Source organism: Oceanobacillus longus (assembly GCF_042650085.1).
Lineage (GTDB): Bacteria > Bacillota > Bacilli > Bacillales > Amphibacillaceae > Oceanobacillus > Oceanobacillus longus.
Genome location: NZ_JBHSAO010000001.1, coordinates 87,504 through 113,036 on the forward strand (window position 1 = coordinate 87,504; position 25,533 = coordinate 113,036).

General features: G+C 37.5%; 20 protein-coding genes. 7 read left to right on the forward strand and 13 right to left on the reverse strand.

Annotation, left to right across the window (positions count from 1 at the left end):
* Positions 1-2: 2 nt before the first annotated feature.
* Positions 3-1,001, forward strand: coding sequence for an aliphatic sulfonate ABC transporter substrate-binding protein (locus tag ACFOUV_RS00410; RefSeq protein WP_379494790.1), 999 nt, complete (start codon positions 3-5; stop codon positions 999-1,001).
* Between the two features lie 22 nt (positions 1,002-1,023).
* Complete coding sequence (locus ACFOUV_RS00415) at positions 1,024-1,536, forward strand: thioredoxin domain-containing protein (protein ID WP_379494791.1); 513 nt, start codon at positions 1,024-1,026, stop codon at positions 1,534-1,536.
* 295 nt (positions 1,537-1,831) lie between these two features.
* Here the strand turns inward: ACFOUV_RS00415 and ACFOUV_RS00420 are convergent, their stop codons facing one another.
* The 6 genes from ACFOUV_RS00420 to ACFOUV_RS00445 form a co-directional block, all read right to left on the reverse strand.
* Positions 1,832-2,014, reverse strand: a complete 183-nt coding sequence (locus ACFOUV_RS00420) for an anti-repressor SinI family protein (protein WP_379494792.1) — start codon at positions 2,012-2,014, stop codon at positions 1,832-1,834.
* 102 nt (positions 2,015-2,116) lie between these two features.
* Positions 2,117-2,818: a response regulator transcription factor gene (locus tag ACFOUV_RS00425; RefSeq protein WP_379494793.1), complete on the reverse strand. Its 702-nt coding sequence runs from the start codon at positions 2,816-2,818 to the stop codon at positions 2,117-2,119.
* Entirely contained in the window at positions 2,811-6,125 is a 3,315-nt protein-coding gene (locus ACFOUV_RS00430; RefSeq protein ID WP_379494794.1) for an ATP-binding protein, read from the reverse strand. The genes ACFOUV_RS00425 and ACFOUV_RS00430 overlap by 8 nt, the downstream gene beginning before the upstream one ends.
* A gap of 334 nt (positions 6,126-6,459) precedes the next feature.
* Positions 6,460-7,185, reverse strand: coding sequence for a YczE/YyaS/YitT family protein (locus ACFOUV_RS00435; protein WP_379494795.1), 726 nt, complete (start codon positions 7,183-7,185; stop codon positions 6,460-6,462).
* Between the two features lie 283 nt (positions 7,186-7,468).
* The gene (locus ACFOUV_RS00440; protein ID WP_379494796.1) at positions 7,469-8,467 is read right to left on the reverse strand and encodes a hypothetical protein; all 999 of its coding nucleotides are present in this window, start codon (positions 8,465-8,467) and stop codon (positions 7,469-7,471) included.
* A 237-nt stretch (positions 8,468-8,704) separates the two neighbouring features.
* Entirely contained in the window at positions 8,705-9,850 is a 1,146-nt protein-coding gene (locus ACFOUV_RS00445) for a plasmid pRiA4b ORF-3 family protein (RefSeq protein WP_379494797.1), read from the reverse strand.
* A gap of 291 nt (positions 9,851-10,141) precedes the next feature.
* Between ACFOUV_RS00445 and ACFOUV_RS00450 the strand changes: the two genes are divergently transcribed.
* Positions 10,142-10,921 carry an acetoin reductase gene (locus tag ACFOUV_RS00450; protein ID WP_379494798.1) on the forward strand — a complete coding sequence of 260 codons (780 nt, stop codon included), beginning with the start codon at positions 10,142-10,144 and terminating at the stop codon, positions 10,919-10,921.
* A 146-nt stretch (positions 10,922-11,067) separates the two neighbouring features.
* Here the strand turns inward: ACFOUV_RS00450 and ACFOUV_RS00455 are convergent, their stop codons facing one another.
* Positions 11,068-12,078, reverse strand: a complete 1,011-nt coding sequence (locus ACFOUV_RS00455; RefSeq protein ID WP_379494799.1) for a tetratricopeptide repeat protein — start codon at positions 12,076-12,078, stop codon at positions 11,068-11,070.
* A 265-nt stretch (positions 12,079-12,343) separates the two neighbouring features.
* A complete protein-coding gene (locus ACFOUV_RS00460; RefSeq protein WP_379494800.1) occupies positions 12,344-13,378 on the reverse strand; it encodes a zinc-binding dehydrogenase in 1,035 nt (344 codons plus the stop codon).
* A gap of 144 nt (positions 13,379-13,522) precedes the next feature.
* Here ACFOUV_RS00460 and ACFOUV_RS00465 point away from each other — a divergent pair, with 144 nt between their 5' ends.
* Positions 13,523-14,218, forward strand: a complete 696-nt coding sequence (locus tag ACFOUV_RS00465; protein ID WP_379494801.1) for a response regulator transcription factor — start codon at positions 13,523-13,525, stop codon at positions 14,216-14,218.
* Between the two features lie 162 nt (positions 14,219-14,380).
* Positions 14,381-14,758, forward strand: a complete 378-nt coding sequence (locus ACFOUV_RS00470) for an SET domain-containing protein (protein ID WP_379494802.1) — start codon at positions 14,381-14,383, stop codon at positions 14,756-14,758.
* A 122-nt stretch (positions 14,759-14,880) separates the two neighbouring features.
* Here the strand turns inward: ACFOUV_RS00470 and metE are convergent, their stop codons facing one another.
* Positions 14,881-17,175 carry a 5-methyltetrahydropteroyltriglutamate--homocysteine S-methyltransferase gene (gene metE, locus ACFOUV_RS00475; protein WP_379494803.1) on the reverse strand — a complete coding sequence of 765 codons (2,295 nt, stop codon included), beginning with the start codon at positions 17,173-17,175 and terminating at the stop codon, positions 14,881-14,883.
* Positions 17,176-17,222: 47 nt separating this feature from the next.
* Positions 17,223-19,088: a bifunctional homocysteine S-methyltransferase/methylenetetrahydrofolate reductase gene (locus tag ACFOUV_RS00480; RefSeq protein ID WP_379494804.1), complete on the reverse strand. Its 1,866-nt coding sequence runs from the start codon at positions 19,086-19,088 to the stop codon at positions 17,223-17,225.
* A 589-nt stretch (positions 19,089-19,677) separates the two neighbouring features.
* Here ACFOUV_RS00480 and ACFOUV_RS00485 point away from each other — a divergent pair.
* Entirely contained in the window at positions 19,678-22,722 is a 3,045-nt protein-coding gene (locus ACFOUV_RS00485; protein ID WP_379494805.1) for an efflux RND transporter permease subunit, read from the forward strand.
* A 117-nt stretch (positions 22,723-22,839) separates the two neighbouring features.
* Here the strand turns inward: ACFOUV_RS00485 and ACFOUV_RS00490 are convergent, their stop codons facing one another.
* Together ACFOUV_RS00490 and ACFOUV_RS00495 are read right to left on the reverse strand one after the other, a co-directional pair.
* Complete coding sequence (locus tag ACFOUV_RS00490; protein WP_379494806.1) at positions 22,840-23,193, reverse strand: YbaN family protein; 354 nt, start codon at positions 23,191-23,193, stop codon at positions 22,840-22,842.
* A gap of 220 nt (positions 23,194-23,413) precedes the next feature.
* A complete protein-coding gene (locus tag ACFOUV_RS00495; protein WP_379494807.1) occupies positions 23,414-23,848 on the reverse strand; it encodes a DUF6376 family protein in 435 nt (144 codons plus the stop codon).
* A gap of 163 nt (positions 23,849-24,011) precedes the next feature.
* Between ACFOUV_RS00495 and ACFOUV_RS00500 the strand changes: the two genes are divergently transcribed.
* On the forward strand, positions 24,012-24,677 hold the full coding sequence (locus ACFOUV_RS00500) for a GntR family transcriptional regulator (protein ID WP_379494808.1): 666 nt from the start codon (positions 24,012-24,014) through the stop codon (positions 24,675-24,677).
* A gap of 51 nt (positions 24,678-24,728) precedes the next feature.
* Here the strand turns inward: ACFOUV_RS00500 and ACFOUV_RS00505 are convergent, their stop codons facing one another.
* Complete coding sequence (locus ACFOUV_RS00505; protein ID WP_379494809.1) at positions 24,729-25,493, reverse strand: SDR family NAD(P)-dependent oxidoreductase; 765 nt, start codon at positions 25,491-25,493, stop codon at positions 24,729-24,731.
* Between the last annotated feature and the right edge of the window lie 40 nt (positions 25,494-25,533).

Consider the following 25,533-nt stretch of genomic DNA (forward strand, 5'->3'; position numbering starts at 1 on the left):
AAATGAAAAAACAACTATTGATTCTAATAACAGCATTATTGGTGCTAGTATTAGCAGCCTGTAGTGAAGACTCTACTGCTGATGCAACGGATAATAGCAATGACAGTGAAAATGAAGTGATTACAATCGGTTATCAAAAAGGGAATACGGTAAATATTTTAAAAGAACATGGTAATTTAGATGAAGCATTAAACGAAGCTGGATATACGATTGATTGGAAAGTATTTACTACTGGTACCGTATTATTAGAAGCATTGAATACAGATAACATTGATTTTGGACATGCTTCTGACGGTAACGCTGTATTCATGCAATCAGGTGGCCACGAATTGAACTATCTAGCTTCAGAGGCACCGTATCCAGAAGGCGTTGCATTAGTTACTAAAGTAGATTCCGATATTGAAACAATTGAAGATTTTAAAGGGAAAACAGTAGGTGTTACACGAGGTGGTAATCAACACTATCTATTATTGGTAGCATTAGAAGAAGCGGGTATTCCTTTAGATGAAGTTGAAATTAAGTTTTATAAAGATGCTGCAGAAGGTTTAGCAGCATTTACACAAGATGAGTTTGATGTTTACGGTACATGGGATCCATACTTGGCAATTGTAGAAAACACAGTAGAAACACGTACCATAATAAATGGCACGGATACAACTGAAAATCGTACATTCTATTTTGCAACAGAAGAATTTTTAACTGAAAAACCTGATGTGGTAAAAATTATTTTAGAAGAATTACAGAATGCGGATCAATGGGCAAATGAAAATAAAACAAAAGTTGCTGAGATTTTAGCTGCTGAATTGGGCTTAGATGTAGCACCACTTCAGAAAGCAAATGACCGTCGTACGTTCGGTGTTGAGAAAATTGACGCAGAAATTATTGAAAGTCAACAACATTTAGCAGATACATTCTATAATGCGGAACTACTAGAAACGGATATTAGTATAGAAGAAGCCGTCAATATTGATGAAGCACTAATTCCAAGTAACATAGAATAGTATAGTATAGAGGAGGATTTACATGACAAAATCTGTTGAAAATGCATTCCTAAGTTATGGAGATAAAAATGCACCTGTGAAAGTAGAAGTATTTTTAAATCTTGCATGCCCATACTGTAAAACATTTTTCGAAGCGGCAGATGAAAGTTTAACACCTTATATTAAAGATGGGCAAGTCGAATACATTATTAAACATTATGACAAACCTCGCGAAATGTTGTTATATGGTACGTTAGTTAATACGTATCTTGATTATAGCGATCCAGAACGTATCTATACCATTATGAAAGAGCTTTTCGCAAACCAAAGCGCGTGGAGTGAGTCTGATAGTCACTCGATTAAAAACATGTTATCCGAACAATACGGGTTAAAAGAAGAACCTGATACAATTGAATTAAGCTTGAAAATTACGGCTGAAGCGATCGAGCGTCAGGTAAAAATGGTACCAACAGTTTATATTAACGACAAGGAATTTCAATTTCCTGTTGAGATTGACGCTGGTCAACTAAAAGAAGAAGTGGAAAAAGCATTATAAGAATCTACAACTTCCTTACAAGTGGCAAGGTACACATCCCGGTAAAGCATTTCATAGAATAATAACCAAGAGAGCCCTATTGCACATTGCAAAAGGGGCTTTTTTGGGTTGTGATTTTCTCTGAATTGGGTTGCTTAATAAACAGACGAAGGGGAAAATCAAACGTCATGGAGTGCTTGTTCAGTTGGAAGAAGTGGTTATTATAAGAAGACTTCAAAAAACAATAAACCCCGTTATTATCGTCTATAACGGAGTCTTCATTAAAGTGTATTGTGTTTGTTTGAGAAACACGATTTTATGTTCTAGTACGGGTATAATTCACCTCAGGATTCCCTTGAAGAATAAATGTTGCATTGTTTTTCTGTTGCAGGAAATTACGGATTTCTTCTATGGAAAGGTCGAGTTTTCTAGCTTCCCGTATCAAATGCAACCATTCCTTATCCAACTTTGCTATGTCAACCGATCGTTGTGAATGCATCTCTATTTCCGTTCACCCTTTCCCCGAAAAATTCACCTTATCTTCTGCCTTGTTTCATTATAATAGGGGAAGGTTAAAACAAGGTTTAAAAAGTAATAATTTTTAATTTTCTGGTGAGAATTTATATCCAAATCCTCTAACTGTAGTTATAAATTCTGGTTTTGCAGGATTAATCTCTAATTTTTTCCGGATATTACTAATATGAACTTTGACGGTTTTATAATCCCCGAATTTGTTTTCTCCCCAAATTCGTTCATAAAGCTGTTCGATGGAGAATACGTGATTGGGATGTTGAATCAGGAAGAATAGTAGCTGAATCTCTTTCGCATACAAATGGACGCGATCCCCATTCCTGAGAACCGTATAATTATCCAGATTCACTTCAAGATCTCCAAATTTCATCAAGGACACGTTTTCATTTGATTGTTTCAAAGCAATTTCTTTTCTCCTTAAATGCGCTTTGACGCGCGCAAGCACTTCACCAGGATCAAAAGGCTTGATAATATAATCATCAGCACCTGCATCTAACCCGAGAATACGATCCTCATATTCGCTACGGGAACTCAAAAATAAAATCGGAACCTCCTCATTAACGTTTCGAATTCGCCTGCATACTTCCAATCCATCTATTTCCGGCAAAAGGATATCCAAAAGAATAAGGTCAGGTGAATGGGCATGGAAACGTTCGATTGCTTTTTTACCATCTTCAGCCATGATTACATGATAATCCTTTTCCAAATATAATTGGATTAAATGACAAATATCTGCATCATCTTCTACAATCAAGATTATTTCTTTACTCAATTTCTTTCACCTCTCTGGTAACGACTGGATACAAAGGAAGAGTGATATGGAATGTACTTCCTTTGCCTACTTTGCTTTCTACCCATAAGTAACCCTGATGGTATTCCATAATCTGTTTGGAAATCGAAAGTCCAAGACCTGTATTGTTACTTTTTTCCTTGCTCAATTTATCCGCTTGATAAAAGCGATCGAATATGAGTGGAAGCTCCTCTGGAAGCATTCCTTTTCCGGTATCACGGACACTTATCTGTAAAAAAGAATGATCTGGTGTGGGCTCACGAGATTTTCCAACTTCATCGTGTTGTACTGGAACGGAGTTTGTCTTTTTTAAAGTTATTTCGATTAATCCAGATTTTCCTATAAATCGAATCGCATTAAAGATAAGATTCTGTAGAACCTGATCGATTCTGTCGATATCAATCGTCACTAATTCCATGTGTTCAGTTCCCTTTAGTTCATCCTGTATCTCAAATGTGATTTCATGCGCTATTACATCGATTTCATACTTTTGAAGCAGAATCGCTGGCAAATCACCAGCAGCTTGCTCTCTCCAACGAAAGCTAATCTGTCCTGATTCCAATCTCGATAGTTCATATAGATCCTGAATTAGCCGATCGATAAATAAAATTTTCTGATACACAATCTTTAGATAGCTATGGTCATTGGAATCGACGACCCCATCCATCATTGCTTTCACATACCCTTTGACTGAAGTCATCGGTGTGCCAAGTTCATGCGAAATATTGGACATCAGCTGCTTTCTTGCTCCTTCCGTTCTGCTGAGCTGTTCGGTACTTATTTGTAGTTCCTTTGTTCGCTTCTTTACTTTGGCTTCAAGTGAACGATTTAAATGGGAAAGTTCCTTATTAATGGAAACAACTTCCTCCATCATCTGTTTTAAGGATAGAAGTGTCTTTACGCGTGATAATAGTTCTTCCTTGGAACATGGTTTGGCTAGATAATCATTTGCTCCCATTTCAAAGGCAGTTACAATATCTTCCGTTTGTGAACGAGCGGTAAGTATCAAAATGGGAAGTTCGGTTAATGTATACTGCTCTCTTAGTTTCTTTGCAACTTCAAATCCGGAGTGTCTTGGTAACATGACATCAAGAATCACCAAATCGAATGAAGTTTTTCCAGCTAGAAGATCAAGTGCATGTTCACCATCATAGGCAATAACGACTTGATATCCGGCTGTTGACAAATGGTTGAGTAGGACTTGAATATTCACAACTTCATCATCAGCAATCAAAATTCGTTGCTGTTGATCTTCAGTTGCCGATAGCGCTGCCAATTCATCTTGGATTGGTGTTGGTTGCTGCAAATGGGAAGTCGAATTTGAAACGACATGCTTTAAAAGTTGCTTCATTCCTTGGTAAATGGGAATAGAAAAAGATACCGTCGTTCCTTTTCCAAGGGTGGATTGGATCATGATATCCCCGTCATGCAAATCGATCAGCTGTTTCGTAATGGTGAGTCCCAAACCAGTTCCAATGGAAAATCTGTCTTTAAGGTTTGAGCCTCGTTCAAAGCTTGCAAAGATGATTTCCAGGTCCTGTTCGGATATACCAATGCCTGTATCTTGAATTGATACGATTATTTCTTTTTCCTTCGTCACGGCGAATAGGGTAATCTCTCCCGAATCAGTATACTTGATTGCGTTACCTATTAAATTGTATAAAATCTGTTGCAGGCGATTTTCATCAGCGGCAACAGGAGGTAACGTGTCTGGTATCAGGTTCCGTATAGCCACTTGCTTTGCGGAGCTAATAGTGGAAGAAACGGTACAGGTCACTTCAGCTAATTCCCTCAAAGAAACGGGTTCAATATCCAGTTCCAATTCATGGTGGTTTAGTTTCGATACATCAAGCAAATCATTGATCAGATGGGTGAGCCGTTTCCCACTCGTGATGATCAGAGAAAGATTTTGGTTAATCCGCGTATCGACACCGGGACCATCCCGTAATGATTCAGCGATGCCAATCATGCCATGTAATGGTGTCCGTAGTTCATGGGAAGTATTTGCGAGAAATTCATCCTTTATCTTATTAGCCTGTTGTAAATGTTTGACCGCAAGTTCCTGACTCTGTCGTGCATGCTGTTCTGCAGCTTCCTTTCCCTGGCGCAGCCGATTAATTTGTTCACCCAATGCAAAGGAGAACAGGATAATTTCGATACCTGATCCTAGTTGAGAAGCGTATTTCGTGAGGAAGGTTACTGGAATCAGCCCCATATCGGCCAAGGAACTGCAGGTTACGCCGATAAGAAAAATAACCCATCCGAAAAAGAAATATTTGGCAGGAACATAGCCATTTTTCCAACATAGAATTGCGGCAGTAATAACAATCAACACTAAACCAATGGTCGAACCCATGATTAAATTCAATGCTAACTTATAGCTAACTGAAAGAATTACGATGAGAATCGGTTGTATGAGAATAAAGATGTTAATGAGTTTATGCAGTTTTGGTGTATTCGTTTTAAGTTGAAGAAATGATTTCGTAAACAGCATGGCACTGATATTCGCGCTGGCCATAAAGAACAGGATGGCCCGATTGTTCCACCACGTCATCTCCGGCCAGAGGTATTGGAAAGCAAGCCCATTCAAGGTGAAATGACATAGCATGAGCGATAGGATGAAGAGGACATACCACAGATAACTCGTAAAACGAATGGAGATAAATAAAAATAAGTTATAAAAAATCATAATCAGGCCAAACCCAAAATAGATCCCAAGAAGAATATATTCCACTAGACTCTTCTTATGAAAGTCATCTTCTGACCAAAGCGTCATCGGTAATTGCATGGAGCCAGCCGTATCGACTTGCAGATAATATGTCACCATCTCGCCTTGAGGAATGGTGAGCTTATACACAAAATTACGGTGGTGAATGTCTCTTGTTAAAAAGGGCAAATGATCTCCCGTCTCCCTCAAGGAGAATCCATTGTCTCCTGTTGGAGTATAAAGTCCAACCCAGTCATGGGGTGGGTAGGTCATATCTAGCAACCAATCCTCTTCTGGAGAATGATTGGAAAGGGTAATGCGGGCCCAAAATGTCGATTCTGTATAGCCATAGCTTGGAACGTCACCTGGATAATGGAAAAAGTGGTCATCAAGTATTCCACTGGCTATATCTTCTATATCCCATTGCTCTTCCTTATCCTCCAGCAGTTCAACTACTGAACCGAGCGGGTAGCTTTCTTTTCCTTCCTCTAACAGTACTTCCGCAGATACTTCTCCAGTGTTGTATATAATGATGAAAAGCATGCAGCATACAACCGTTAACATGAGTGAAACTTGACGCATTCTCCCCATCACCTTTATTCCATTTTATAAGACTATTATACTAGATTTATAACTGTAAATATAGTATTTTCTAATTTTTGTGACAACATTACCTGGATGAAACAGTCTATTAAGCTGTATTGTCACTGTAGAAGAGGTGTCGGGGCAAAAACCAAGAGAAAGGTAACTCACCAAGCTGATGAGTGACCGAAAAAGGTGATTAATTTTATAGATGGAGGTGGAGTTGTGAGTAAACTTTTTGGATTCCGTTATTTGCATCCTTTGGAACGATAATATTACTATAAGTAGTAGGCTCAAAGGTCAGATTGTCGGCAATTCAACACGAATCTTCATGTTAAGAGGAGTGACTCGTGTTTTCTTTTTGTGGTGTCGTATTTTCTATAGATTCAATATATAAATCTTCTTTATTTTTATTAATCCATAGCACTACATATTTTTGATAATGTTTCATTAACCAGCCTACAATTTTACCGATGAAGTACGCAGCAATTAGTGTACCAATACCAATGGATCCTAATGATTCAATGAATATAATACATACCAAACCTGCCAAACCGACATTTAATAAATCACTGGAAATTTTCGCATTACTAAATTGCATGTTAAATTTATGACTGATGACATGTGTTAACTCATCATATGGCATTAAAGGGAATTTAGCACTGAAATATCCAAGTAAACCAATTGCTACAACGAATAAACTAATAGTTAAAAATCCCCATCGCATAACTAATGTTTCAGGTGCAGGCAGTAGTTGCAACAGGAATAAGGTTATATCCATAAAGAAACCAAATAAAAATGCAATGATTAATTGCACGATAGAATCCCTCAAATGGAATTGTTTACTTAAAATCACTTGTACGATAATAAATAAAACATTTGCGAATACGGTCATCATCCCAACTGATAAACCGGAAGACAGTGAAAATGCATAGGCTAACGATGAAACTGGCGATACACCAAGATCTGCTTGTATGGAAAAGCTGACACCAAGTGAAAGAAAAAATAAACCAACAATGTACAGACAAAGTCGCTTCATGGTCACATTCATATATTTCATAATCCCTCTCTTTATAAATAATCCAACTTCTATTTTAGCATATAAGTTGGTATATTAAACAAGGATATTTAGCTACTTACAATAACATTGGAGGTGTTCTGTTGACACGCTTAAAGGATTGGAGAGACCCCACGCTGTTACTGTTTTCTATTGGAATATCGAGTATCGGAGACTTTATTTATTTAGTTGCGATAACGAAAAATTAAATGTTTAAGTTTATTAGATTAAATCAGCTGAATAGATATGAAACAATAGGGGGAGGAGTTTTCCAGAGAAGTTCGCTCTAAGCAAAGCGATAGTAAATCAAAATGAAGGTAGACAAGACAAATAAGAAATTAAGAAAAATGAAAATCATTTGATCTATTCTAGATTTGTGCATCTTAATTGGAGGGTGATAAAAAGAGACACCTTCAATAATAAAAATTAGTAAGATAATGTGGATCATCGCATGACCAATAATCTCCGTTATTCCAAAGAGCATGGATGTGAGTATAAACAATATCGTTACTATTGCTGCTAAAAGTCGGTTTAGTATGCCTACTACAAGTAAATAACCAACAACAAATTCTATAAAAGCAGCCATCACTATAAAAATGGACGGTTCAAATCCAAATGTAGGAACAGCGTGACGCTCAATAATATCTAGCGTCATAGCTGGATACACCCATTTTTCAACAGCAACCCAACAAAGTGAAAGCCCCGTGCCCAGATATAAGAAAGGAAATCCCCATTTTTCCCACTTTGACTTCCCTACTAATAATACGAAGAAAATAGCGATATAAAATCCATAATCAAGCATATGGAACCATCCTGTGTAGGACCAAACCATTATAAACAGACCTAAAAGTACGATAGAAGCTAATTTTGTTGCATAGTGATGGGGAATCAGTAATAAAACAATTGCAAACCAAAATGCAATTTGTTGCATTGGTTCTGTTATGCTAAATTCAGGTGCAAACATAGTTCCTGATAAAGCTTGAATGGCTAATGCAAGAGCTGTTCCGTATTTTAGCAAATGCCTTGAATAGATACGCAAGCCTGCTAGTTTTCCTTCAATCTTTTTCGCTATCTCTAAATTCATCAATCTAGGAAGAAATTGGGGTATTGCAGCTAAAACTATAGCAACGAATAGAGCAAATGCCATGAAAAAAGGCGATAAAATATTTACAATACTTTCCTTTAAAGCTGCTTCTTCTGTAAACCATTTAACGTGAGCATTTGAAATGAGTGGCGCAAACAGGCTACACAATAAAACAGTGATAAATAACAAACTTCTATTCACAAGAAGACCTCCTTTTATTACACCCCTGATTAATAATTAGTTTTTGTTAATTATTTAATTGCTATACGTCATTTGGTCTGTCATTTAATTAATATGCCCCTCGATGCGGAGGCCTTTATAGTTATATGGGATGGTGATAGAATTAAAGAACAAATAAACACTTCGGGTTAGTGCCACTGGAGCTGGCCGAAGTGTATTCTGTCTGTTTAATTCTTAATTTGTGGATTCCTATATTTTTTACTCAAATTCACTCCTCAGGAACCTGTTTACCTTCTCAATATCAAACTCCCGTTTATATTGTCCTTTACCCCATTCCAACATATGCTGATGATCGGGGTGAGTTGGATCTGCTAGGATGTTTAGATACATTTCATAGCCGTGGGTGCCACCGACATCTTCAGGTGGTGTGTTTCCTTCTCCTTCCATACATACCGGAAAATTTTTGTCATAATCATTAATGAATGATTCGACTTCTATACGATGAGTCCAATCATCGCCAAAGTCATAAATGTAATTCATATGTTTATATGTTGGAAGGTAGCTGGACAGTTTTATTTCTGCTTCAAGCTTTACCGGGATATCATTTTTATAGTCTAAAGTCTCTTTATTGCATACAAGATTTACGATGAGTTTCTTATTTTCAAGATCAAAGGAAGGGTAGTTGAGGGACCTTCCCTTGTTTTGTGCATCAGTAGTTTGGTCACCATAAATATAGAATTCATGTAAATGATAATCTTTCCAGTCAAAAGCAATTTGTAACGCTTTATGTAACTGATAAAAAGTGAAGTTAAGAGGAACCACCAGTTTGCGCACTACAGAACGATTTTCTAAATTTAATTTCACGTTAAGTCTTACTGCTTTCACTTGTATTGCCATTTGACCCGTGAAATCCTCAAGATTCTTATATAGTTCCCGGTTAGGGTTGATATAATTATTTTTGCCATTTGTAATTAAATAGCGGCTTGCTTCCTTGTTAAACTTTATTTGTTCAACATGATCATCATCCAATAAGTCATCCCAAATATAGATTGTTTCACAAGATTTATTCATTCTGGCTACGGATGTCTTATCTTTTGTTTTAGCAAAGGTAAAATCTGGGGCGTGTTGGATATATTGTTCGACGATTTCTTCCTTTATCCCTTCTTCCAAAAACGTTTCTTTAATGCTTTCTAAGATAAGTTCATCAAGTTTCTTTACATGCTTTGCGGTTATTCCATATAAAACGATGATATAGCGATTTCTATCATTTACTAAAACAATCGCTTTTCTGCGGTTAATGGTCATTAAATTGGCGTGCCATGAGAAAAGAGGGTCTAATTCCTGTTGGGACACAGGATTTATTTTTAAATAATCCAGTAGTTTTTTCGTACCTTGAATATGCATAGGGAATAACTCCTTGTTTTAATTATGAACGAACGCTTTCATTCGTTTACAGCATTATATCATGTTGATTTTTAGTTTAATAACACGGGGCAGGAAAGTTGTCCAACTGTTGCGCTTAAAATGGGACAAGTTTGAGGTGAACCACGTCCCCTATCAAGTAACTGAAAGTCTCTAAGGAAGTTTTAATGTGCACTATACGGGTATACTATCGTTACGCATACAAATTTTTTATAAAACTAATATGCAATACACTAAAATTGTATATAAACACATATGTCGGAGGCGATTATAATGAGCAATCAAAAAGTAGCAGTTATCACAGGCGCAGCACAAGGAATTGGTAAAGGATTAGCAGAAAAACTAGCAGCAGATGGATTTGCTATTGTTTTAAGTGATTTGAATGAAGAAGTTTTAAACGAAACAAAGAAGGAATTTCAAGATAAAAATGTTCAGGTAACATCATTTGTTGGAAATGTCGTAAACCCTGACGAACAAGAAGCACTTGTCAAGCATGCAGTTGAAACGTTTGGTAGTGTCGATGTATTTATTAACAATGCAGGAGTGGAAGGGCAAGTGGCGCCACTGACACATGTTGACCCGAAGGCAGTTGATTTTGCGCTTGATGTTAACGTTAAAGGTACAATTTACGGCATTAAAGCAGCAGCAAATCAAATGAAAAAACAAGGAAATGGCGGTAAAATCATTAACGCTTGTTCCATTGCTGGTCAAGAAGGGTTCGAAATGTTAGGCGTTTATTCTGCAACTAAATTTGCGGTTAAAGGGCTAACACAAACGGCTGCCAAAGAATTGGCGAAAGACAAAATTACCGTAAATTCGTATTGTCCAGGGATTGTTGGAACAGGCATGTGGGAACGACTGGATGAAAAAATGATGGAACACATGGGAACGAAAAAAGGGGAAGCATTTGAGAAATTCATAGAAGGAATTGCACTTGGACGTCCACAAACACCCGCAGATGTAGCAAACCTTGTTTCATTCTTGGCATCTCCTGCTTCGGATTATATTACAGGGCAAAATATTTTAACGGATGGCGGAATGGTATTTAATTAATTTAACAACAAAAACGTCCTATTATAGGACGTTTTTTTAGTAAGTATTGCACGGTCTCTCTCATGTCTGATTTGGAATAAAATATAAGTGTAAAGACCTGGCAATTGTTGAAGGGTCATTAAAGAGCCATATCGAAAGTATTGCGCTTAAAAATCCTTCAACTTCTCTTTTGCTTCTGTATCACCTAGAAGTGCAGCTTGTTGGTACCAGTACTTTGCTTTTTTTATATTCCTCGGGGTGCCAGTTCCGGATTCATAGCAAAAACCGAGGTTGAATTTGCCAAGAGCGTCTTGCCTATCCGCTGCCATTTGGAACCAGTATAATGCGTCTTCGCCGTTGTCCTGTTCAAATGCTTCCTGACCGAGGTGATTGGCTGCATAGTCATCACCGGAAAGGGCAGATTTTCTAAACCAATGCCTTGCTTTTCCCAAATTCATTGCTACACCGATACCATTCTTATACATATAGCCAACGGTATACATGGATTCAGCAACACCAAGTTCCGCGGCAATGGAAAATAACTCAAATGCACGTTGAACATCCTTTTCAACATACTCCCCACGGAAATACATATCTGCATAATTGTTCATTGCGTCAGGATGGCCTTTTTCTGCGGCTTTCCTATAGCATGTAAATGCCTTTTTAAAATTCTTATCGAAACCAATACCGTCAAAATAATAATTGCCAACCCAGTAGAGGGCATCGGGATTACCTGCATTTGCAGCTGCTTCGTACCAAACAAAAGCCCAATCATCTCGGTTGATTGTTTTATAGAATTTACCTAGTGCAAGCTGTGCATCCGAATCACCTTGCATTGCATGTTGATACCACGTAATTACTTCCTGCAGTTCAGCCTCTTCCATGAGTATGCTAACAAAGTCATGAGTCGGCGTGATAATTTCTTGTAGGATGTATCGCAGATCACGAAGTAATATTTCTTGATAAGTCTCATCATATACGGATAAAGCCCGTACTTGTGCATACAGAATACCGATATCATTTGAAAAATCGATTGCTTCCGCCTGGTAGTCTTCCAAAATTTCAGCGATCGTCTCAAGTTTTTCAATACCTTGCTTCACCGTGACCAAAGGCAGTAGCTTTGCAGCTTTTTGATAGCCATGTTTATTAAGATCCTTTTGTAACTGTTGTATATCCATGAAGTAACGCTTCCTTCCGTGCATTCCTCTCGTTATCATACTATTTTTATGGCAACAGTTCAGCTAACTTGCATCTAGATACTCTAAACCTTGAAAGTTCTAGCAACGATGGAAAAAGAAAAATGTCCTAAGGGGTGGGGAATAGCACCTCTAGGATTAGTCATCCTGTTAGAAAAAGGAGTCCGAATAATAATTTGGAGAAAAGAAAGGCGTTGATAGCAAACAAAAATAGCTGTCCAGAATTTCTCCAGACAGCCCATTTTACTTAGCTAAAATCCGTCACAACGAAAGTACCCGTTGTTTTGAAATTAGTCATATCTTCAAAAATTCCTTCAACCTCAGAAAGCTTGATATTTCTTGTTACCATTTTACCTGGCTCCAGTTTACCTGTAGCAACCTGATCTAATAGGGAAGGGAAGCGGAATGCTGGGATTCCAAGTGTAGTTACAAATGATTTTTCGTTCATTAACATATCATCGACAGGAATGGAAATAAATCCGCCTTCTTTTTTCGTCGTAACCCCAATTTGTAAGTGCCGGCCACCTTTACCAAGACTGTTTATTCCATTTACACATGTTTCTGGAATTCCAAGTGCATCGATTGAAACATCAGCACCGCCATGTGTCAATTCCTTAACTGCTTCCACAGGATTGGTATTTTTACTATCAATCGTGTAATCCGCACCAAGTTTCTTAGCAAGCTCAAGGTTCGATTCATTAATATCTACACCAATGACAGTTGCCCCCATCGATGAAGCAATATGAATCGCAGAGAGTCCGATGCCACCGCAACCGTAGACGACTACCTTTTCACCAGGTAATACATGCACGCGATCAACTACGCCATGATAGGCAGTCATAAAGCGACATCCGAGTGCTGCTGCATCAGAGAAACTAAGGCTATCCGGCATATGCATCACATTACGATCACCTAATGGCACTGCAACATATTCTCCGTATCCGCCCTGATAAGCGGTACCTGGTACGAAAAATGAATCACAGAGGTTTGTATTTCCAGCGATACAATGTGGGCAGGTTCCATCACTTCCAGAGAAAGGAACGATAACACGGTCCCCACGCTTAAAGTTCTTGACCTCAGGACCTACTTCTTCCACAACCCCACAGAACTCATGGCCGATGATAGGCTGAACAATTCCATGGTCGCCTACCCATACATGCCAGTCACTTCTGCATACGCCGTTTGCCATGGTTTTAACTAGAATACCGTCTTTTTCAATTTCCGGATCTGGAACATTCTTTACAACTGCTTTTTGAACATCTTCTATTACTAAAGCCTTCATTAATTTATCCCCCTTATGCATTTAAAAATAAGTAAATACTCACGCTTTTAGATAACGCTTTCATAAATTAATGTTATAATATTCGTGGAAGTGCGTATATTCCTATTTTTGTATAGTCCATCTACCCCAAAAGGAGGAGTTCCTATGGTTCAAATGTCTACCTTATCTGATCAATTACAATTAATCGAAAATACAGCATCCCATGAGAAGCAACTCGTCGCTTATCTGGAAATGTATACGGACCTATTTCCTGTACAGAATGCTTACCTATTACGTTATTCTCCACTGGGATTTTTAGGAGAAGGAATTATATCTTTGGAACAAGATGAAATTAAATATATCCATGAATTGCGATATGATATTCGAACGCTACCGACGATTATGGCAGCGATTGATGAGAAGAAAGCTAAGTTCTATCGGGATAGGGAGCTTTTTGAAAAGACGAGCAGTAATTTCGTCATTGAATCCGCGATTACTTCTTTTCTTGTCACACCGATCTGCTGCAGGTCCATCGTAGTTGGATTTATTTATAGCAGTTTATTTAATGAAGGTGCTGAATTCAATGAAGAAGACCTCAATGCCATCACGGATTTCAGTAATAAGATTGGTCAAATTATTCAAGGTTCAACACATAAGGATAGGAAGCAACTACTTAGTAAACGTGAGTTTGAGGTTATGAAAAGAATTGCGAAGGGCGAGTTAACAAAAGAAATCGCATCATCCCTAAGTATTAGTGAACTGACTGTTAAACAATATGTAAAAATGGCAATCAAAAAGCTCGACGCAACGAACCGAGTTCATGCGATTGCAGAGATGTTCCGGCGGGGAATGCTCGCCTAGGGGCATGTTTGCGACACCTAAATGATAGGGTTTCGCCAACTTTTTAGTTTAATGTTAATAGTATAAGTTAATCTAAAAAGGGATGAATGCCTTTTTTAAGCATTATGTTAAAATTCATGTTACAGTTAGATACAATAATTAAAAAGTGAGTAGGCGAACAACATGATTGAGATAAAAACATCTTCACTTAGTGATGGAGAATTTAATAGAGGGGTATTTGCTACATGTGATATCAAAAAAGGAGAAATTTTACATGTTGCACCTGTAATTTCCTATCCAAACGAACAGCATCAACACATTGAGCAAACACTACTAGCAGATTACGCTTTTGAATATGGGATCAACCATACTGCAATCCTTCTTGGTTATGGAATGCTGTTTAACCATTCCTATGAGCCTAATGCAACATACGAGATTAGTTTTGAAAATCACACTTTTATCTTTTTTGCACATACGAATATAAAAGCAGGAGAAGAGATTCTAATCAATTATAATGGTGATGTTGATAACAATGATCCGTTGTGGTTTAACGAGGACTAAAAGAATAGTAATTAGGAAAAGGTTTTTACAGGCAACCGACTCATGATGGATGAGTCGGTTGCTTGTCTATTCATTAAAAATATATTAGTGAAACTACCCAATCATACATGTGATAAGCTGACTTATTGTTTTTGAAAGGTTAACTGTTCTTCGCGTATTTCTTTAGCAGCTTGAATCATTGCTTTTAATGCCCCAATTGTTTCAGCTTCACTTCTTGTTTTTAAACCACAATCAGGATTGATCCAGAATTGTTCTTTAGGTATGGTCTGTAATGCTCGGTTGATATTTTGTTTGATTTCTTCTTTATCTGGAACACGTGGACTGTGAATATCATACACACCAAGTCCAATTTCTTTTGCATACGTATTCTCTTCAAACGTAGAAACAATCTCCCCATGACTTCGGGATGTTTCGATAGAGATAACATCTGCATCCAATCCATCAATCGCATCATAGATATTTTTAAATTCAGAATAACACATATGTGTATGAATTTGCGTTACATCTTTTACAGATGATGTTGCTAATTGGAATGCGTATACTGCAGCATCTAAATAATCTTTCCATTTATTTTCGTCCAATGGGAGTCCCTCTCGTAATGCAGGTTCATCTACTTGAATAATTTTGATGCCATTTTCTTCAAGAGATTCAACTTCTTTTCTCAGTGCTAGAGCAATCTGATTTTGTACCGTATACCTGGAAACATCATCATGGGCAAAAGACCAATTTAAAATCGTGACTGGACCTGTTAGCATTCCTTTGACAGGTTTGTCTGTTAAGCTTTGAGCAAAAACACTTTCCTTTACTGTCATTGACTGATCCAATGATACATCCCCAAAAATTAATGGAGGTTTGACACAGCGTGAACCATAAGACTGGACCCAACCGTATTCGGTCACACCAAACCCATTCAGTTTTTCACCAAAATATTCAACCATATCCGTTCGCTCGAATTCACCATGTACAAGGACATCAAGGCCAAGTTCCTCTTGGATGTGTATCCACTTTTCTATATTATCTTTAACAAAATGTTCGTATTGAGCGGTTGTAATTTCACCTTTACGCCATTTCGTTCTCGTTTTTCTTACTTCTGTTGTTTGTGGTAAGCTACCAATCGTAGTTGTTGGAAGTAGTGGCAAATTCAATTCTTGATGCTGTTTTTTTATACGCTCGTTAAAAGGTAGAGAGCGTGTTGCATCAGAAGCATCTAATTTATTTATCGCATCTTGTACTTGTTTATTATTTCGATTTGTTGAATTGGAAAAACGATCTAGTGCATTTTTATTAGCTTTTCGTTCCGTTTTAATAGAGTCTTTCCCAGAATGAAGTCCTTTCGTAAGTAAGACAATTTCCTCAAGTTTCTCATCTGCAAAAGCTAACCCATCTTTCACATCTGAATCGAGCTTTACTTCAGACTTTATGGTAACTGGAACATGTAACAGGGAAGAAGACGGCTGTATAATTAATTGATTCCCCTTACTATATTGTTGAATCAATTCTAATTGGGAGATTTTGTCTTCTAAGTTAGCTCGCCATACATTTCGTCCATTGATAACCCCAGCTGCAAGCACCTTATCTTCAGGGAAGCCATACTGTCTAATTAATTCCAATGAATCTCCAAAAACAAAATCAAGTCCAATAGCATGTACAGGGAATTCTACGATCTCTTTGTAATGAATAATATGTTCAAAATAGGTTTGTAAAATAAGTTTCAGCTTCGGTGCAGCTTGCTTAAATTGTTCATATACTTGCTTTGCTTCTAGGATAACTTCTTTGGATACATTCGTTCCAAAAATTGGCTCGTCGATTTGTACCCATGACGCTCCTGCTTCTTCAAGTTCTTTTAATAGTTGGATATATAAAGGAATAAATTCCTGTAACCGTGCTGAAAAGTCTTTCTCCTCATATCCCTTTGATAATTTTAGGTATGTAATGGGACCTAAAATAACTGGCTTGCCATTAATACCTAGCTTTTCTTTTGCTTCCTTATAAAATGCAAGTGGGCGATTTTCGGTTAATGTTGGCTTCTGATTTTCGAGTTCAGGAACAATATAGTGATAGTTCGTATTAAACCATTTCGTCATTTCAGATGCGACTGCATCTTTTCTTCCGCGAGCAATTGCAAAATACGTTTCTAAATCAACTTTTCCACCATTATAATTAAAACGATCTGGAATAATTCCAAACATAGCAGATGTATCGAGAACATGATCATATAGGGAAAAATCACCAACTGGTATTAAATCAACTCCAAGTTCTTTTTGCTTTTTCAAGTTTGCTAGTCTGATTGCATCCGTTTGTTCTAGTAATTCTTTCTCGGAAATTTGCTTGTTCCAATATCTTTCCAAAGATCGTTTCCATTCTCTCTTTTCACCAATTCGTGGATAACCTAAATTTGAGCTAATTATATTTGTCATTTTATTTCCTCCTCATGTTTGTTTTACTTGATTTAGATAATCATTATCTACAGATTGTGCCCGGTAATGGACAACACCTCCTCAACAGGATGTAGCTGTACTTTTTCCTGTATATATTCAACAAGTTGAATGATCATCTCATAACGCATGAAAGGTGTGATTAGATAAATACCGTTAAAGTTGTCTAATGCTGTATCAATTAATGTTTTTGCAATTGCAATCCCTTTTTCAATTGACAATTGTTTATCTGAAGCAACTGAACGCATTTCTTCTCTTACATTGTCGGTTAACTTGATGCCTGGCACTTCATTATGAAGAAATTCTGCATTTCTAGTGGACGTAAGTGGCATAATTCCTACATAAATCGGTGTATCAATATGCTTTGTTGCCTCACGTAATTGGATAATTTTTTCTGGACTGTACATTGGTTGTGTAAGAAAATAATCTGCACCACAGTCGATTTTTTTCTCCATTCGTTCTACTGCTTTGTCAAGTCGGGCAACATTCGGATTAAAGGCAGCACCGACTTGAAAGGAGGTTTTCTGTCTTAATGACTTTCCGGAAAAAGAAATTCCTTTATTGAATTGCTTGATTAATTTAATCAAATCAAAGGATGTAACATCAAAAACAGAAGTTGCACCTGGAAAGTCGCCAATTTTCGTCGGATCTCCAGTAATTGCTAGAATTTCATGGATACCTAATGTATGCAGTCCCATGAGATGCGATTGTAAACCAATCAAATTTCGATCCCGGCAAGTTAAATGCACAAGTGTTCTGATTCCGACCTCTTGTTTAATTTTTTCAGCGATTGCGATATTACTTATTCTTGGTGTTGCTAGTGAATTATCTGCCAATGTAATCGCGTCGACTCCGGTTTTTTTTAATGCTTTCACAGATTCCATATATTCTTCAGTCTCTAAGTGTTTCGGAGCATCGAGTTCAACAATAATGGAAGGTCTCTTTTTCACAATATCGAGTAAAGGGGTTATGGGTTGATTTTGATTCCCTTTGACTTCAATTGGCGATGGCTTCTTAACAACTTTCTTTTCTGTTAATGGTTTTAAATCGTGTACCCCTTTTGCTAACGCTTTTATATGTTCAGGTGTAGTGCCACAGCATCCACCGAGTAATCGAACACCTTCATTGCGGAAATCCTCTGCAGAACGAATGAAATAATCTGGTTCATTTTCATAGATTAGTTTTCCATCCCGGTAAGCAGGTAAACTAGCATTCGGATATGCTGCTAGATATGAATTTTCTGGTAATGGAACATCTTTGAACGAATTTAGCATATGGAAGGGGCCCAAATGGCAATTGATCCCAACCACATCGGCACCACTGTCTTCCAATCTTTGTAGTGCGTTAGGTAAGTGAATACCATTTTCAAGAATACCTGGCTCATGCATGGATACATTGGCGATTATGGGTATGTTTGTTTCTTCCCGTGCAATTTCTAACACGGTTGTTAATTCATCCAAGTTGTAATACGTTTCTAACATTAGACCATCTACATTTTCTAAAAGTAAGCAATACAACTGCTCTCTGAAACTTCTTTTCACTTCTTCATTTGTCGCCTGTGACGCTTGTGTTCCATGAATGCCACCTATTGTACCAAGAACAAATACATCGTTATTCGCGGCCTTTTTCGCTATTTTTACTGCTTGTGTATTTATCTTTTTTACTTGATCTTCTAATCCATATCGAGCAAGTTTGATATAATTAGCACCATACGTATTCGTTTGGATTAAGTCTGAACCAGCATCAATGTAGGATTGATGAATATGTGTGATTTGTTTTTCATGGGTTAGGTTTAACTCTTCAAAGCAGCGATCAACACCATAGGAATAAAGTAAAGTTCCCATCGCACCATCACCGATTAGGATTCTTCTTTTTAGTTCGGCTAATAAATCCATCCATGTCATCCTTTCAATCAATTATTATTAAAAAACCACTATTCACCAAAAGCTATAGGACCTTCAGATAAAGTTATGGCAATTCATCCTCCTTTTTTTTGTCAGTCATTGCTAAGTAAATCCTTATCGGTTAAAAACTAAACGATTTAAAATAATAAGTGAATAACGAAAATTCTATATTTAAAACTGTATATCAAGCGTATCATTAAAGAATCGATATAGTATAATACTTAAAATCTTTCCCAAGATATAGCTTTTAACTATATCCAATAGGGATTTCTATTGTTTGTTACTTTCTGTCTAAACACTTTTCCTGTACCGCCCCGTCTAAGTCTTAAGTTTTAGATGAAATCAGACCCAAGGCTATTGTTTGAAAAGTTAAAATAGTTTAACATGAAAGCAGGTGAATTAGCAATGCTAGGGGGGATACGTAAAATGTTATAGCGATAATTAGAAATAAACAGAAATTTAATCATCTGGGTCTTTGTACTTAAAGTTTTTGTAAATTATGAATGCTCTTTAACAAATTCTATTATTTATCTTTTATACTGATGAAGGTTTGTAAATAAAAGCGAGGGACGGGGAAAAGTTGCTAAAGTTTATTGTTAATCGGAAAATTTTGGTGGGATTGACTACAGTATTAGTACTTATTTTGGGTGTTTATTCATTCACGAATCTTGATGAAGAGTTATTTCCACCTGTGGAGTTCGATGGAGCATATATTGCTGTCAGTGCAGGGGATATGGCTGCGATTGAAGTAGAAAGAAAAATTACGACCCCACTTGAACAGCGAATTCTTGGGATTGATGGCGTGGAAGAAATCTCTTCCACGAGCACGGTCGGCCAAAGCAGCTTACAGATTATGATTGAAAAAGGCCTCGGTGAGGAAGTTTCAAAAGAAATACAGACTGTGGCAAGTACGGTTGCTACCAATGTGGCCGGCGTTACAGAAATAATAGCAGAACAGATGAGTTTAAGTGCGAACTATGAATTTTTTATGGATGTTTCCAGTGGGGAAATGGATGAACTGACAGCTTTTGCTCTGGATGTCCTGGAACCTCGTTTGGAGGAACTTTCTGAGGTAAAAGATGTTTCTCTAATGGGAATACAGGAAGATGAAATGAGTATCGAGTTCAATCGGGATAGTCTGACAGAACATGCACTGGATAGTTCACAAGTTATTTCCATTATTCAGCAGACGAATACAGAAGCTACATTAGGAGAAATCGAGGAGGAAGGTGCACAGCCATCCATTCGTTGGGAAACCGATTTAACGTCAATTGAAGATATGGAAAAGATTAAAATTCCAACACAGGCAGGTTTTATAGAGCTTAATGAAATTGCGGAAATTTCCATAAATCCCGTGGAAAATGCCTCCTATGTTTGGAAAGATGGTACGAAGGATTTTATTTTTGTTCAAATTGGCCGGACATCCGATGTGACGCAAATTGAAATGGCTGATGCAATACGTGAAGAAGTTCAAAAAATCAGAGATGAAGGACTAGTAGAGGATTTTGAGCTAAATGAGCTCGTTGCACAAGCTGATTATGTAAAAGAATCCATTGATGGTGTCTCCAGTAATATCCTCATTGGAGGTATATTGGCAATTGTCATCTTACTGTTGTTCCTGCGCAATGTACGCGCGATGGTTATTATCGGAATATCCATTCCAACTTCTATTCTATTAACCTTTATTACAATGTGGGTTTTAGACTATAGCTTCAATATGCTTTCACTTATTGCCCTGGGCTTGGGTATCGGTATGATGGTAGATTCATCAATCGTTATTTTAGAGTCGATTTATAAGAAAAAAGAACAAGGATTAAAGTCATTGGAATCGGTGCTGGAAGGAACAAAAGAAGTAGCTTCGGCAGTAATCGCTTCGATGCTGACCACGATTGTCGTATTTTTGCCTATCGGCTTGATGGGTGGAGATGTCGGGCAATTTATGGTCATCCTGTCTACGGTGGTTGCCGTTACACTAATCAGCTCGGTTATTGTATCCTTTACTTTAATTCCATCTTTGTCTGAGAAATTCCTTAAAATCCGCAAAAAGAATAATAATGGAAAAGAAGGACGACTCGTCAAGAGGTATGGGGAGTTCGTTTCCTGGGTCGTAAAGAAAAAACGAAACAGCATAGCAATGATTTTTATCTTTTTCCTTATGTTCGTTGGATCGATGTTTCTCGTATTTAAAATTCCAATGACCATCATGCCGGATGTGCTAAATCGGTATGCGGAGTTAATGGTTGACCTAGAGACAGGAGTTTCAGCAGCAGAACAGGAAGAAATTGCGCTAAAAATAAATGAAACTTTGGCGGCAATTGAAGATGTGGAAACAAGTTACATTATTGATGATGGATCCATGTTCTTCATGCTGATTAATATGACCAAAGGCGATGAAATCACAAGAGAACAGAAAGAAGTGAATGAGGAGATACTAAGCTCCTTGCGTGAACTGGGAGAAGATTACCCGATTAAAAGTGTTCAGAGTGCGATGTCTGTAGGTGCCGGGCAGCCGGTTCAAATACAGATGAAAGGAGCAGATTATGATGAACTGCAATTGCTTGTAAATGATTTTACGCAAGAGTTGGAAGGTATTGAAGGACTTACTGGTATTACGAATTCGATTGAACGTACTTCCACAGAAAAGGTCGTCGAAATGGATGAAGCGGCGATGGAAGATGTCGGTCTATCGGAAATCCAGATTCGCCAATACATACAGGAAGCATTTCTCCATATGCCAATTGGTGAAGTAGCAATCGATGAAAAAAGTGTCCCATTAGTAGTGAAGTGGAATGAAGAAATAGTAAATGAGGAAAATCTGCTTAATCTCGAAGTCTCAACTCGTGAAGGGGAAAGGAGACTATCCGAGTTTGTCCAATTACGTAGCGTCGATATGCCAAATGAAATTTCGCATATCGATGGAGAACGTTATATAACGGTTTCTGCGGATATTGAAAATACTGATTTAGGGACAGTAAACAGAGAAGTACAGAATCTTATCGATGATTTCGAAACGCCATCCGGTTACACGATTTCTGCTGGAGGCGATCTTGAAACACAGCAGGAGCTGCTTTATGATATGGTGCTGATTCTCGTCATTTCAATTTTTCTTGTGTACTTGGTGATGGCAGTACAATTTAATCATTTGGCACATCCGATTATTGTGATGTCCGTTATTCCAATGACGATTGTTGGTGTTATCCTTGGATTGTTTGTTACGCAGCGAGAACTTAGCGTGATGTCAGGAATGGGGATTATTATGCTCATTGGTATTGTGTTAAACAATGCAATTTTATTAATTGATCGCGCAAATCAGCTAAGAAGAGAGGGAGCTTCTGCAAATGAAGCAATCAGTAGGGCCGGAAAGGATCGTCTTCGTCCGATATTTATGACGACATTTACGACAATCGGGGGCATGCTGCCACTTGCATTAGCAGCAGGTACAACAGGTAATTATCAGGCACCGATGGCAACCGTAATTATCTCCGGGCTTCTGTTCGCAACGATGATCACATTAGTCTTAATTCCCGCAGTCTACCGGATGTTTAATGCGGTTGGAAATCGCTTTAGTAGCTTATTTAGGAAGAAGAAAAAAGTAAAGGATGAGGTAAAAGAACTGGTAGGATGATAACAGTAACACAATGGGGACAGAGGGACAGTGGGGACAGAGGGACAGGAAAGTTGTCCCAGCTGATACCGTTAAAATGGGACAATTTCCTGACCCCACGTCCTACTCATTTAAAATCTACTGACCTGGTGTAATCGTTTTGATTTTCTTTATAAAATAATAATGCTTATAGATGCCAAGTGCCAATAAAATAACTCGAACCAATAATATGTCGACATAAAATACGGAAAATAGGATGAAGAAATCGGCAATTAAATTGATGCGGATTTTTTCTTTGCGTGTCATTCCTTTATTCTGCCGGAATTCTTCCACGTATTTTTCATAGAATGTTGTGCGCTTAAACCAATTTTCAATCCGCTTAGAGCTTTTGGCAAAGCAATAGGAGGACAACAAATAAAACGGCCCACCCGGAAGAACCGGTAAGACAGTCCCTGCAATACCGATACCAAGGAATATAAATCCAAAAATCATAAATAAAACCTTTTTTATATGTGTAATGGTAAATCACCTGACTATGTGTTATTTTTATTAGCTATTAGAATGTGAATCCACTGCTTCTATTTTATCTTATAATATCTAAAAGGGTAACCACCAAAAAGGTACTGAAACTTTCCCTCCTTGCTCCGTGAAGTGTATTTTAAGACTATTTCTGTATAATGAAAAAAACCACTTCACAAAGAAGTAGTTTCCATTAAAATCCGAGTTCTTCAATTTGGCTTTTCAATTCAGTTATATTCTCAATCGTTTGGTATAAATCAGAGTTCTGCAGTTGATCTATTGCTACTTCGCCATTTTGAATTATACCGTCTGTAATATCGAGAAGCTGCTGATTCTTTTCCGTTAGATTTTGATGTAGACCCTCTGCAATCCCGGGGGCGTCAAGGGCATTAAAATCTGTAATCGATTCTTCTAAAGCTATTAATTGAGTTTCTAACTCTTCTTTTGCTGCTGGGTCAGAAGCTGCTTGATTCACAAGTCCAGAAGTTTCTTCAGCGAAATTGCTGAGATCATTGAAGTAATCCGTTGCCTCTGTTGCGTAGTTTAATGAGTTATTCGTTTCCTCAATAAAGGAACATCCAGAAAGTGCTATCGTGAATATTATAAGTATCATTATTTTTTTCATCATATAAAGCTCCTTCCATATCTATTCATTTTAACTTATTCAGGGAAATTTGTCCTCATTCAAAAAACGGAGGACTATGTGGTGCTGTCCTTCGTTGTTTAAAAAGCTTCATTTTTGATGAACATTAGTATAATATTAACTATTATATATTATATAGAAGGGGTAAATGATGGAAAATTTTAATTTCTCTTCATTAATGGAAGGTAAAAATTACTCGCTACCTGAACAAATTGCAAATTATATATTAACAAAGATATTCATAGGTGAACTATCACAAGGTGAACGCCTGATTGAATCTGAAATTGCGAAAGAATTAAATGTCAGTAATATTCCTGTACGAGAAGCTTTCTATGTTTTACAAAATACTGGGATTATCGAAAGGTTACCAAGAAAAGGTGTACGGGTAAAATCGATAACAGAACAAGAAATGAATGATTATACGGATGCATTGATTGAATTATTTCGGTTAGGAGTCGATTATTCGACCACAAAGTGGGATGATGAAAAACGTAATCATTTGGAACAGTGTTTAATAGAAGCAAACGAGAAACTTCTGGAAAAGAATATACTGGAATATGTTGTAAAGGTACATCGATTATGTGGCTATATATTTGAAGTTGCAGAAAATAAGGCATTTATTAAATTTTATTCTGACATAACGTTTATTACCAATGCATATTCTCAAATGATGTGGGGCGATGTGGAAAAAACAAAAGAACGTTATATGTATCTGGAAGCATTGGTAGATGCAATTGTCCATTCCAATTTCAAGAAGGCAAAAGAAGCTTTTGAAATATTGACGAGACAATCGTTAAGCCTAAAAATGCTATAAACCAAAAATAGATTTGTTCGAAAAAAAGAGAGACAACTGTCTCTCTTTTTATTAATTGGCCATTACGCCGCCATCAACAGGGAGTTCTACACCTGTAATGAAATTAGATTCATCCGATGCAAGGAATAATGCAGCATTAGCAATATCACTAGGATCTCCAAAATGACCTAATGGCGTTTTATTTAAGTAGAATTGTTTTATTTCTTTCGCTTCTTCCGTTTCAAGTGATGCAGACATTGGTGTGCTGATTTGACCTGGTAAGATAACGTTCGCTCTGACATTATCTTTTCCATAATCGACAGCGATATTTTTCGTTAAACCGATTAAACCAGCCTTAGCTGCCCCGTACCCAGTACCACCTTGACCACCAAGTGTAGCAGCGATGGAAGAAATGGTTACAATGGAACCTCCACCATCTTTAATCATTTCAGGGATAGCATACTTGCTTCCGAGGAAGGAACCTTTCAAGTTAATTGCCAGAAGTTTATCCCATTCGTCTGGATCATGTTCATGTGCTTTCGCTACAAATGGACCAGCCACTCCTGCAGTATTTACTAAAACATTCACTTTACCATATGTTTCTACAGCAGTATGAATAGCATTTTCCCATTCTTCCGGGGAAGAAATGTTTAGCTTAATTGCAATCGCATCACCGCCATCAGCCTTAATTTCATCAACAACTTTTTGAAGGGCTTCTACGTTCATATCAGCTCCAACCACTTTTGCCCCTTCTTTTCCAAATAAACGAGCTTGTTCCGCACCCATACCACTACCTGCACCTGTGATAATAGCTACTTTACCTGTTAATCGACCCATTTAAAATTCCCCCTTGAAAATATAATGTCATAAACCAAAA

Excerpts from the sequence above, each read along its gene's own strand:
- ACFOUV_RS00505 (WP_379494809.1), bottom strand. The coding sequence starts at position 25,493 with ATGGGTCGATTAACAGGTAAAGTAGCTATTATCACAGGTGCAGGTAGT.
- ACFOUV_RS00480 (WP_379494804.1), bottom strand. The coding sequence starts at position 19,088 with ATGGATTTATTAGCCGAACTAAAAAGAAGAATCCTAATCGGTGATGGT.
- ACFOUV_RS00470 (WP_379494802.1), top strand. The coding sequence starts at position 14,381 with ATGATTGAGATAAAAACATCTTCACTTAGTGATGGAGAATTTAATAGA.
- ACFOUV_RS00465 (WP_379494801.1), top strand. The coding sequence starts at position 13,523 with ATGGTTCAAATGTCTACCTTATCTGATCAATTACAATTAATCGAAAAT.
- metE (WP_379494803.1), bottom strand. The coding sequence starts at position 17,175 with ATGACAAATATAATTAGCTCAAATTTAGGTTATCCACGAATTGGTGAA.
- ACFOUV_RS00415 (WP_379494791.1), top strand. The coding sequence starts at position 1,024 with ATGACAAAATCTGTTGAAAATGCATTCCTAAGTTATGGAGATAAAAAT.
- ACFOUV_RS00455 (WP_379494799.1), bottom strand. The coding sequence starts at position 12,078 with ATGGATATACAACAGTTACAAAAGGATCTTAATAAACATGGCTATCAA.
- ACFOUV_RS00460 (WP_379494800.1), bottom strand. The coding sequence starts at position 13,378 with ATGAAGGCTTTAGTAATAGAAGATGTTCAAAAAGCAGTTGTAAAGAAT.
- ACFOUV_RS00420 (WP_379494792.1), bottom strand. The coding sequence starts at position 2,014 with ATGCATTCACAACGATCGGTTGACATAGCAAAGTTGGATAAGGAATGG.
- ACFOUV_RS00500 (WP_379494808.1), top strand. The coding sequence starts at position 24,012 with ATGATGGAAAATTTTAATTTCTCTTCATTAATGGAAGGTAAAAATTAC.
- ACFOUV_RS00445 (WP_379494797.1), bottom strand. The coding sequence starts at position 9,850 with ATGCATATTCAAGGTACGAAAAAACTACTGGATTATTTAAAAATAAAT.
- ACFOUV_RS00435 (WP_379494795.1), bottom strand. The coding sequence starts at position 7,185 with ATGAAATATATGAATGTGACCATGAAGCGACTTTGTCTGTACATTGTT.
- ACFOUV_RS00450 (WP_379494798.1), top strand. The coding sequence starts at position 10,142 with ATGAGCAATCAAAAAGTAGCAGTTATCACAGGCGCAGCACAAGGAATT.
- ACFOUV_RS00490 (WP_379494806.1), bottom strand. The coding sequence starts at position 23,193 with ATGATTTTTGGATTTATATTCCTTGGTATCGGTATTGCAGGGACTGTC.
- ACFOUV_RS00495 (WP_379494807.1), bottom strand. The coding sequence starts at position 23,848 with ATGATGAAAAAAATAATGATACTTATAATATTCACGATAGCACTTTCT.
- ACFOUV_RS00410 (WP_379494790.1), top strand. The coding sequence starts at position 3 with ATGAAAAAACAACTATTGATTCTAATAACAGCATTATTGGTGCTAGTA.
- ACFOUV_RS00430 (WP_379494794.1), bottom strand. The coding sequence starts at position 6,125 with ATGCGTCAAGTTTCACTCATGTTAACGGTTGTATGCTGCATGCTTTTC.